Below are 10,667 nucleotides of genomic sequence, written 5' to 3'. Positions count from 1 at the left end.
GTCCGTCCGCTGTGCGTGGCCAGCATTGGTACCTGTACCTGATTATGGACATATACAGTCGCAAGATCGTTGCTTGGGAAATCCATGAAATGGAATCCGGTGAACTAGCCAGGAAACTGGTCGAGCGTGCATTGCTGCGCGAGAGCTGCTGGCACAACCCGCCGGTGTTGCATGCCGATAATGGAGCGCCAATGACGTCTTATACGCTCAAGGCCCGGCTGGCCGATCTGGGCATGCTGATGTCGCACAGTCGTCCGAGAGTGAGCAACGATAATCCATACTCGGAATCGTTGTTCCGCACGGTCAAATACTGCCCGGAGTGGCCCTCAAAAGGCTTTAAATCGCTCACGGCTGTGCGTGAATGGATGCTGGCGTTCGAGTGCGCCTACAACGAAAGACATCTGCACAGTGGTATCAACTTCGTAACACCGGCAGATCGGCATCGTGGCGTTGATCACCAGCGCCTGGCGCATCGGAAAATGGTTTATGAAAGAGCAAAGCGCAGGAATCCACAGCGCTGGTCTGGCAATACCCGGAACTGGGAAGTCACCGGTCCGGTATCGCTCAATCCTGGCAAATTGCAGGAGGTTGAGCTTAATAGATTAGCTGCTTAGGTGCAGCTATTTGGACAACTGGGTTGAAAATCGCCGTCAATATGCGTTGGCGGGAACAGGTTCCTTTATTTTTTGTCGGCAACCTGACCGGCGCCCTAACCGCACTCCCCCTGTTCGTGCTTTATTTTTACGTTAAATCCTCTGGCTGGAAACGCTTAAGATCTACGCTTGTCGATGAGGTACTGAAGCCTGACAAACTAACGGCATTCCTTATCATTATCTCACTCTCTTTCCTCGTGGTGTCTTTGGGTAAGTTTAGTGAAAACTACTCAAGTTACTATTATTTAATTCTGGTCCCCATTATCTGGACCTCCGTTAAATGGGGGCTGGGCATCGGGCTAATGTATGCGTTTATTGGCAACCTGTTAACGCTTTCATTTTATGTAATGTTTGGATACTCACACCATGGAATGCTAGAGGTTCAACTGATCTTCGCTATGTCGATCATATCGACTGTGCTCATAGGGTTGGTGCATGAGCAAAAGAATATCTTCTATCAGGAATCCATTTACGATGAGCTAACAGGGCTCGCAAATATGCGACTTTTCAGGAAGTTAAGTGAAGCCATGATTGCCAGCGCCCAACGAAATGAAGAGAATGTCGCTCTTCTGTTCATCGATATTGATGGATTTAAAGCCCTCAACGACACTTTCGGCCACAAAGCTGGCGACCAAGCCCTTGAGATGATTGGCGAGCGTCTGGAGAATAGTCTTAGAGATGCGGATTTTGTTGCTCGCTATGGCGGTGATGAGTTCATAATTCAATTAAACGGCGGGATATCTGAAGAAGATGCCGGAGCCGTTGCCGCAAGCATCATCGAAAATATGTCTCAACCCTTCCAGTTAGATAGCGGCATAGCCACTATAGGTGCGAGCATTGGCATTTCTATCTATCCCAACGATGGAGCCGACGTAGACACCTTGATCAGTAAGGCAGACCAAGCAATGTATTCTGCCAAAAAGATGGGGAAAAACTGCTTCCGGCTGTATAGACAACAGCCGCGTCATTAACCAAGGAGCCCCTGAGAATCACGACACCAAAGCTAAATACCACCCCCGATACCACCACCAAAGACCCGGAACGCTGGCGCGTTCTTATGGTGCTACTCATGGCGATTTTTATGTCGTTGATGAGTGTGAGTGTGATTAACGTAGCCCTTGCATCGATTCAGGAAGGGCTAAACGCCAGCCAATCCGATATCCAATGGGTGCTCTCCGGTTACGCACTCACTTTCGGCGTGGTGCTGGTGAGTGCGGGCCGTGCCGGGGATCTTATGGGGCGCGGCGGATTTTTCATTTTGGGGGTTTCCATATTCACCCTCGCCTCAGTTGCCGCTGGACTAGCGCCGGATGCGGATTGGCTTAATGCGGCCCGTTTTGTTCAGGGTGTCGGGTCTGGGTTTCTGAACCCTCAGGGCATTGGCATGATTCAGCAATATTTTCAGGGCCCAGATCGTGGCCGCGCCTTTGGCTTTTTTGGCACCACGGTGGGTGTTTCCGTTGCTATTGGGCCTGTACTTGGTGGGTTGCTGATTCAACTGGGAGGCCCGGAGATTGGTTGGCGCCTCACTTTTCTTATTAATGTTCCCATAGGCCTGTTAACCATAGCGTTGGCGCTCCTTTGGTTTCCTCGCCCATTGATACACAAGCCCAAGTCTCTGGCAAACAAAGGCCTGAGATCGCTCGACCCGGTAGGCGCTCTGCTGGTGGGTTTGGGTGTATTGGCGGTTCTCTATCCATTTGTTGAATCACGTTCATCCCGGTTGATATGGCTACTGCTACCCACTGGGCTTCTACTATTTTACCTTTGGGTGCTGTGGGAGCGTTGGTATAAACGGCGGGGCTACAGCCCCATGGTGGATCTGAAAATATTTTCCACGTCCAGCTACCGTAATGGCAGTGTCATTATGCTGCTGTATTTTTTGGGCATGACCAGTGTCTGGGTGCTAATTCCCCTTTACGCTCAGCAAGGTGTCGGCTTTTCAGCATTTGAAGCCGGCATGATCGGCATCCCTTCGGCTTTGCTATCTGCCTGGTCGTCCAACTGGGCGGGCAAGCGGGTCAATCATTACGGGCGTAAGGTTGTTATTGGGGGGTTGGTTTTTGCGGTTTTCGGATTGCTGTCCAGTATTGCTGTGGTGCTGCTGCATGCATATATGGGCGTGAGTGTCTGGTGGCTTCTGCTGTCTCTAGCTTTTTTTGGTCTGGGTCAAGGCTCGGTGATAAGCCCCAACCAAACGCTTACCCTTGCTGAAGTGCCGCTAACCTATGCAGGCAGCTCCGGGGCCATCATGCAAACCGGGCAACGTATTGGTACTTCGGTGGGTATTGCGGTTATCACGGCCATTGTGTTCGCGGCGCGCCCTTACAGTTCATGGCACAGCGCAGTGAGTATCGGGCTGCTGGCGATTACGCTGATCGTTCTGTTAGCACTAGCCATGGCATTTAAAGATTTGCGCGACCGAAGCGCGGCTTAACGTCTCACGCCCTACTTTCTTTGATGTTCTGGGTACTGAGCTATACTGAGAACATACCAAAGAGGGCTAGAACAATGCTTACGGGGCTGGCAGGAACGCGTTTGGCGGTCGGGGTTATTTGCCTAACACTTTTAGGCTGTAGCGATGCTGAATCAACCAACTCAAGGGGATTTGCACCCTCGGCCGAAGCCTCCTCCGGGCCCAACAATCGGGTGGTGATGCGTGAACACGCCATACGCGACCCTGAAATGAACAATATGGTCGCAAGCACTGTACTGGTGCCGGAGGGTTGGACCCTTGAAGGCGGCATTACGCGTATGCCAAGCCAACTGTACAACATCCCGCTAATCAGCGATGTGACAATCAGCGCACCCGATGGCAGAGCAGTTCGCTTCTTCCCAAGTCTTTCTTTCGAGTTTAGTCGCTTATCTCAGAGTCAGGTCATGCAGCCAACTCCGGGCGGGGTTTTTTATCTGCCATTGCCTGAGTCTCCCGGCCAGTGGCTGATGCAAATGGTTCAGCGTAATCCCGACCCTGACGTCACCAACCTTCGGCTCGTCTCTGAAGAAGTTGTGCCGGAGCTGACCCAGAAGCTTCGCCAGCAAAACACCCAAATTTTTCAGATGGTCGATCAAAGTAATATGACAACCACACCGATGGGTTACGGGCAACAGTTTGATACACAGGCCACCAAGCTTGTGCTTTCCTATAACAAGGATGGTTTGGCCCTTGAGGAAACTGTCCTAGTCATCTGGCAGTATTTCGTTTTGATTCAACAAGGCCAGATGAGCGCTGGCAGCTGGTCTATCAACCGTATGCGCAGCTTCCGTGGCCCAGAGGGCAGCAATTATTTGGAAGACGCGGTGCTTGCAGCCATTGTTCAGTCAACCCGCACCAACCCAGCATGGGACGCGGAAATGCAGCGATATTGGCAGAAGATTAGGGGCATTCAGCAGAAAGGTGCCAACGACCGCCGCGCCAACCAGCAAGATCACAACCGTAAGATGCAGCAAATCAACAGTGATATAAACAATATTATTGTTGGGGGGTATAAGGAGCGCTCTGCAGCCAGTGACCGCATGCAACAGCAGCATGTGGACGCAATACGAGAAGAAACGCCATACGCCACACCCTCAGGCGAAACGATCAAGCTTCCCAGCTTCTACGATCACGTTTATACCGATGGCAATGGCACCTACATCCTAAACAACGATGGGTTCTACAACCCTAATAAAGATTCAACGGTCAACAATGTTGATTGGAGCCGCATTGAAGCAAAAAGGTAACACTGAAAGCGTTTTCAACTCGAATAAATCCGCGCGATATAAAGATTGCTAAATAATTTTGAGGCCTGTCGTGACACCATCTTTTGATGATGATTTTATTGCAGTAACCACCCCGGAGGCGGCGGTTGATCGTCTTGCGGCGCTTTATGAGCAAGCCACCGGTGCGCTGCGTGCAGCGCTGAAGCAGTATCTTACTGACCGTCAGCTGCCACAGCCGTCCCATTGTGCCTTTCGTTATCCCGAATTGCGCCTGACCTATCAGGCTCAGGGCGAGGTTCCCAGCAGCATACGAGCCTATGCACGGCTTCAGGTGCCGGGTGTATACACCATTACGGTAACCCAACCGGAGGCTTTCCGGCGTTATCTGGAAAACCAGCTGGAGCATATCATGGGGGATTTCACCGTTCTGGTAGAGGTAGGCTGGAGCCGGGTTAAAATCCCTTACCCCTATGTTGTTGAACAGGGCGATGAGCTGGGCGCTTCGGGCGTTACCGCCAGCGAGCTGGCTCGGATTTTCCCCAGCACCGATCTATCTGCAACCGATGACGGCACAGCCGATGGCCTGCGCGACTGGCAGGATCTTGAAGAACTACCGCTAGCCCTGTTCGATGCCTCTCGCACGGATTTTTCCTTGCGGCGTTTGGTGCATTACACCGGCAGTGACTGGCAACACGTGCAGCGTTGGATATTGCTGACCAACTACCATCGCTATGTCGACCAATTCATTCGCCATGGGCTCGACATGCTATTGGGAAGTTCACGCTTTCAGAGCATGGTTCTACCCGGGAATGTGGTGATTGAACGGGGTATGCGCGAAGAGGAAATGCAGGCGCTTGTAGACTCTGTAGTCTGGCACAGGTTCCAGATGCCCGCCTATCACCTGAAAGCAAAGGAACCGGGTCAGGGCATTACGTTGGTTAACATTGGCGTGGGGCCTTCCAATGCCAAAAACATCACCGACCACCTCGCCGTAATACGCCCGCACTGTTGGCTGATGATTGGCCATTGCGGTGGGCTGCGGCAGTCGCAGGTGATTGGGGACTATGTACTGGCCCATGCTTATATGCGCCGGGACGGCATTCTTGATCGAGTACTACCGCCAAACATTCCCTTACCAGCGTTGGCCGAGGTGCAGCAAGTGCTCCAGCAGGCTGCGGCGGAGATTACCGGCGACGAGGGCGACACGCTCCGGCGACGACTGCGCACCGGCACGGTGTTAACCTACGATGACCGAAACTGGGAACTGCGCTGGGCGCAGGAGCGCTCGCAAATTAATCTTGCCCGCGCCATCGCAGTTGATATGGAAAGCGGCACCATCGCCGCGCAGGGGTATAGGTTTCGCGTACCCTATGGCACCTTGCTATGCGTGAGCGACAAACCACTGCACAGTGAGATCAAACTACCCGGCGCCGCAAGTGCTTTTTACGAGAGTGCGGTTACCCAGCATTTGCATATCGGCATCCGCGCTCTGGAACTGATGCGCAGTGAGCGGTATACGCTGCATTCTCGCAAGCTGCGCAGCTTTGATGAGCCGCCATTTCGCTAAATGGAGCCTCGCTCTCACCATCTACCTTGCAAGGTCGCCACAACCCGGCGCCCGCTGGCTTGGTCCCGGTGTTCGCAAAGATAGATACCTTGCCAGGTTCCAAGGGCTAACTGCCCATGGTGTACGGGCAGAGTGAGTGACGGGCCTATGAGGATATTTTTGATATGGGCTGGCATATCATCCGGCCCTTCCATCACATGCTCATAGTGTGGTGCCCGTTCGGGCACCATCACGTTGAAGTGACGTTCAAGGTCACCGCGCACGTCTGGGTCTGCATTTTCGTTGACTGCCAGTGAGGCTGAGGTGTGCTGAATAAATAGGTGCAACAGCCCTACTTCGCAGTTGGTCATATCCGGCGCCTGCGCGAGGATTTCATTAGTTACCAAATGAAATCCTCGCGCCAGAGGTGCCAGGTCAACGAATGTCTGATCCCAAATCATGGCGGCTCCTATGGTTTATTTCTGCAACTCATCCCAAGGGTGCATGGGCACAACAGCTTCACTTACTTCCGTCTCAAACGAGCTTCGGAAGTAATCCATGGCTTTCTCTGCCTCGTTAAGCTCGTCAAATCGGGCTATGTGATAAATGGCTTCGCCTTCATTAACCAGCGGCAAATTATTCACACAGATAACAATGCCCGAACAAGGTGAGACAATCGCCGTTTCGGACTCACCAAACGGATCGGCCACCATGGCCAGCTTCTGGCCTTTGCGTACTTTCTGCCCAAGCTTTGCAACCGGCCGCATGATGCCATCGATTTCCGCCCTCACCCATTGAGAGCTGGCTGCAATTTCCGAGCGTTTTTTCACTGTTGTGCGCCCCTTCCGTGGCGGAACCATTTCCAGTTCACGCATCACTCGCATCACACCTTTTACACCACTACCGATAACGACATCGTCAAAGCGCAAGGCTTCGCCACCTTCGTAGGTAATAACGGGGATATCCAGCGAGTCGGCGTAGGCACGCAAACTGCCTTCCCGCAAGCCTGCATCAATAATAACCGGCGCCGCGAAAGCTTCTGCCATTCGCGCAGTTTCTGGGTTCTTCAGTTCAGCCCGCACCTGCGGCAGGTTAAAGCGGTGAATGGCGCCCGTGTGCAAATCGATGATGTGCGTTACATGTTCCATAATTTGGGTACGCAGCAAATAGGCGATACGGCCACCTAGGGAGCCTCTTTCGCTACCAGGGAAACAGCGGTTGAGGTCGCGCCTGTCTGGCAGATAACGGGTGCGATGAACAAATCCAAAAATGTTCACGATAGGCACCGCTATCAAAGTACCGCGCAGATTGCGAAGCGCTGAATTGGTGAGCACACGGCGCACAATTTCCACACCGGCAATTTCATCACCGTGTATGGCTCCACACACCATCAGTACCGGGCCATCGCGCCGCCCGTGTACAATTTCCACCGGAATGTGTAGGGGTGTATGGGTGTACAGTTTCGCAATTTGGATTTCTACGGTCTGCCGGGTGCCAGGCTTTACCTGCACTCCGGCCATTTCAAAGGGCGCTCGCGCCATCGATTATCCTCTGCCTTTGGTTTTTGTGCGCCAGGGCGCTTGGTTTTTTTCAATCCAGTTCACGATCATGCCCGCTACGTTTTTGCCGGTAGCGTTTTCGATGCCTTCCAGCCCGGGTGAGGAGTTAACCTCCATCACCAACGGCCCACGGCTTGAGCGCAACAAATCCACACCGGCCACATTCAGGCCCATGGCTTTTGCAGCTGTAATGGCTGTTTTGCGCTCTTCCGGTGTAATTCGGACCAGAGACGCACTGCCCCCACGGTGCAAATTCGACCGAAACTCTCCTTCGGCACCTTGGCGCTTCATAGCAGCGATAACTTTATCGCCAATCACGAAGCAGCGAATATCTGCACCGCCCGCTTCTTTGATGAATTCTTGCACCAGTATGTCGGCTTTAAGGCCCATAAAGGCTTCAATCACGCTTTCTGCTGCGGTACGGGTTTCCGCCAGCACCACACCAATGCCCTGCGTACCCTGCAATAGCTTGATCACCACCGGCGCGCCGCCGACCATCTTCAGCAGTTCAGGCACGTTGTCCGGCTTGTTGGCAAAACCGGTTACAGGCATGCCTACGCCTTTTCTGGCAAGCAATTGCAGGGAGCGTAGTTTGTCCCTTGAACGGGTGATGGCAACAGACTCGTTCACCGGAAAGGTTCCCATCATTTCAAACTGGCGCAAAACCGCTGTGCCATAGAAGGTAACGGACGCCCCGATACGGGGAATAATCACGTCAAAATTCTCAAGAACTTCTTCGTGGTAATGAATTTTCGGGTTGGCGGACGTGATGTTCATGGAACAGTGCAGGCAATCAATCACCTTCACTTCATGGCCACGATTAATCCCCTCTTCTACCAAACGGCGAGTAGAGTACAAATGCCGGTTACGGGATAGAACTGCAATTTTCATTTTTCAGGCCTTAAAGCCGGTTCACCGGCGAGATAGGAGGCTTCGGGATAAATCGTAGTGCGGCCCGCCATTGCGGTGCGCCCTAGCAGCATACGGAATCGCATGGTATCCCGGTTTGTTAGCGTCATTTCAATGGGCCAGCTTTCGCCACCAACAATCAGAGTGGTCTCAATCACCAGCCGTAATTCTTTATGCCCACCAGAATCCGACACATCACGCTCATCAAGAACGCGAGCATCACACTCCACAACTTGGTGCATATCATTCTGTACCGGGTGAACCCAAAACCTAACCCGGCGCTCACCATCCTGCGTATAAGGCTCTGTGCGAAATGTATGCAGACAGGAGGTGCGGGCGCCGGTATCCACCTTGGCTTTGATACGGTTTATATCCAGCTCTGGCAGAGCCACCCATTCCCTCCAGCCTAGGCTGATTTTGTTGTCCGCAGGTGTCGCCTCAATGGTGTTGAGGGCTTCAACTGTCTTTTTCGACATCCAACAGTTCCTTTTCAATGGGTTTTTCCGGCGCCAGCAACTGCACTTTGAAGGGCTCGGAATGGCTACCAGCGTAGATGCTGGTGTGTGGAAAGGGTATTTCTATGCCTGCCCTATCCAGAGTTTTCTTTATGGCAACGAGCATACCGCTTTTGCCCTCAAGCACCTTGTCTTTAGGCACCCAGAAGGAAAACTGCAAATCTACCGAAGAAGGGCCAAACGCTGTAACCAACACAAACGCTTTGGGCTCTTCCAAACAAGCCGGGTTCTTTTCTGCCAGTTCCAATAGCAGCTCTTCCACCTTCTCAGCATCTTCAGCATAGGCAATCCCCACCTGAAGGTCGATTCTGCGAATGGGAAAACGTGAACGGTTAACAACCGGCGTCTTGATCAAGGTTTCATTGGGTATGCGAACGTAGACGTTATCTCTGGTGCGCAGCTTTACACTGAGCATGTCGATACCTACAACTTCGCCCATGATGGCTTCTACTTCAATGAAGTCACCGATTTCAAAGGGTTTTTCAACAAGCAAAAACAACCCGCTGATCATATTGGATGCCGAGGTTTGCGATGCAAAACCGATAGCCACGGTAAGAATACCTGCTGCGCCCAGCACCACATCCAGCGAGAAACCTGCCTCTCTGAGCGCCGCCACACCAAACAGTAAAAAGATAATGTAGAACACCAGCCGCCGAACCATAACGGTATGGTGCCGTGAACTGCGTTTTACCATCACCTTTGAAACGCTTCGGGCCGCTAATGATGCCAGAACAATGCCAAGCACCAGCAAAAAGCCGGAGCTGAGCCACTGCCCCCAAGCTATGTCTGTAAACACATTCAGCGCTCCCGTTTTAAGATCTTCAGTCACAAGGATTACTCAGTAGAATGCGCATTAGCCAAACACCCTATCGATAGCACGCACCAGGCGCCCTCTCGCGGCTTTTTCCCGCGCTGGCGCCACTTGTTTGCACTGACCCGCCGCAGTAAGCAGGCTTTCATCCACATGCAGGCTTGCAGAACTCATATCTGTTGCAACCTCTACAACCACGCCCGGTGTCCATAATTGCCCGCGCTCATTCTGATGCAACGAGAGTAAAGGTGTGGGCAGGCTGAAGCGCTCCAACAACAAAGGCTCCGTTCTGCGGTTAATAATCGTAACCGGAGTGGTTGCCCGCCATGCACGCTTGGGTAATGCGTCGAGCACCAAACGGCCAAAACTTGACGATGAATAACACAGCTCGCCTTCCATAGTATTTCTGCCCACCCAAGTAAGTGAAGGCACGGCTAGGGGAACCTCGGTTAAAAGGGTTTGATTAGGCCCCGCGCAGATTTTCATCCAAACCACCGTGCCCACATAGATGGTGCATCGGGTGCCGCCGGGAATAGTCAGCGGGTGATAGGGCCGAATCACCGTTGGACGGTTCGCCACCGCAGGTATAAAGGTTATCGTTGAGGACTTGCCCTCGCGGATAAATCGCTGCAAAGACACGCTTATGTGCGGAAGCTGGTGGCCTATGGATTCTGTCCAGCCCACTGGGTCAGTCTCGGGCTCTCGGGTTTCGGAGCGCACCTGCCACTCTTGGTCCAGAAGAGTGACCCACAGCCGAACATGCCCAAGTTTGTGGTGCTGGGTTTGACCAGAGGCTAGCTCATACGGTTGAGCCCAAACTCCGTCACGCCGGCTTTCGGTTTCAGTATCCATAAACGCTGTCTATCTCCCACGAATACGGCTGGTAAAGTTGCGACAACTATAATCCAATCAGTGACCCCGGGCGAATATCCAACTATGTGATTTTATTGCCACAGTGCGATGTAATTACCC

Annotated in this window: 11 protein-coding genes; 5 read left to right on the top strand and 6 right to left on the bottom strand. The window is 52.7% G+C overall.

Going from position 1 to position 10,667, the window contains the following annotated elements; translation table 11 throughout:
- From MWU62_RS17320 to amn, 5 genes are all read left to right on the top strand, one after another.
- Positions 1 to 614, top strand: a 614-nt coding sequence (locus MWU62_RS17320) for a DDE-type integrase/transposase/recombinase (protein ID WP_247113765.1), incomplete at its 5' end; no start/stop codon positions are given.
- Positions 615 to 637: 23 nt separating this feature from the next.
- The gene (locus MWU62_RS17315; protein WP_247116041.1) at positions 638 to 1,624 is read left to right on the top strand and encodes a diguanylate cyclase; all 987 of its coding nucleotides are present in this window, start codon (positions 638 to 640) and stop codon (positions 1,622 to 1,624) included.
- A 98-nt stretch (positions 1,625 to 1,722) separates the two neighbouring features.
- The gene (locus MWU62_RS17310; RefSeq protein ID WP_247116040.1) at positions 1,723 to 3,090 is read left to right on the top strand and encodes an MFS transporter; all 1,368 of its coding nucleotides are present in this window, start codon (positions 1,723 to 1,725) and stop codon (positions 3,088 to 3,090) included.
- 74 nt (positions 3,091 to 3,164) lie between these two features.
- The gene (locus tag MWU62_RS17305; protein WP_247116039.1) at positions 3,165 to 4,376 is read left to right on the top strand and encodes a hypothetical protein; all 1,212 of its coding nucleotides are present in this window, start codon (positions 3,165 to 3,167) and stop codon (positions 4,374 to 4,376) included.
- Positions 4,377 to 4,446: 70 nt separating this feature from the next.
- Entirely contained in the window at positions 4,447 to 5,922 is a 1,476-nt protein-coding gene (amn, locus tag MWU62_RS17300) for an AMP nucleosidase (protein WP_247116038.1), read from the top strand.
- A gap of 14 nt (positions 5,923 to 5,936) precedes the next feature.
- Here amn and MWU62_RS17295 read toward each other — a convergent pair whose 3' ends face one another.
- The 6 genes from MWU62_RS17295 to MWU62_RS17270 are packed head-to-tail and all read right to left on the bottom strand — an operon-like array spanning position 5,937 to position 10,547.
- The gene (locus MWU62_RS17295; RefSeq protein ID WP_216009652.1) at positions 5,937 to 6,362 is read right to left on the bottom strand and encodes a secondary thiamine-phosphate synthase enzyme YjbQ; all 426 of its coding nucleotides are present in this window, start codon (positions 6,360 to 6,362) and stop codon (positions 5,937 to 5,939) included.
- Between the two features lie 15 nt (positions 6,363 to 6,377).
- Positions 6,378 to 7,442: a succinylglutamate desuccinylase/aspartoacylase family protein gene (locus MWU62_RS17290; protein WP_247116037.1), complete on the bottom strand. Its 1,065-nt coding sequence runs from the start codon at positions 7,440 to 7,442 to the stop codon at positions 6,378 to 6,380.
- Between the two features lie 3 nt (positions 7,443 to 7,445).
- Positions 7,446 to 8,351 (bottom strand): 30S ribosomal protein S6--L-glutamate ligase, encoded by a 906-nt coding sequence (rimK, locus tag MWU62_RS17285; protein ID WP_247116036.1) that lies wholly within the window; start codon positions 8,349 to 8,351, stop codon positions 7,446 to 7,448.
- Positions 8,348 to 8,845, bottom strand: coding sequence for an ATP-dependent zinc protease (locus MWU62_RS17280; RefSeq protein WP_247116035.1), 498 nt, complete (start codon positions 8,843 to 8,845; stop codon positions 8,348 to 8,350). Before MWU62_RS17280 ends, rimK begins: the two co-directional genes overlap by 4 nt.
- Entirely contained in the window at positions 8,826 to 9,686 is an 861-nt protein-coding gene (locus tag MWU62_RS17275) for a mechanosensitive ion channel family protein (protein WP_247116048.1), read from the bottom strand. Before MWU62_RS17275 ends, MWU62_RS17280 begins: the two co-directional genes overlap by 20 nt.
- Positions 9,687 to 9,737: 51 nt before the next feature.
- Positions 9,738 to 10,547, bottom strand: a complete 810-nt coding sequence (locus MWU62_RS17270) for a hypothetical protein (protein ID WP_247116034.1) — start codon at positions 10,545 to 10,547, stop codon at positions 9,738 to 9,740.
- Between the last annotated feature and the right edge of the window lie 120 nt (positions 10,548 to 10,667).

The sequence above is a fragment of the Marinobacter sp. S6332 genome (assembly GCF_023016045.1).
In the GTDB taxonomy this organism is placed as follows: Bacteria; Pseudomonadota; Gammaproteobacteria; order Pseudomonadales; family Oleiphilaceae; genus Marinobacter.
Note: the sequence above shows the minus strand (reverse complement) of the source record. Positions and strands in the feature narration are given on the sequence as shown.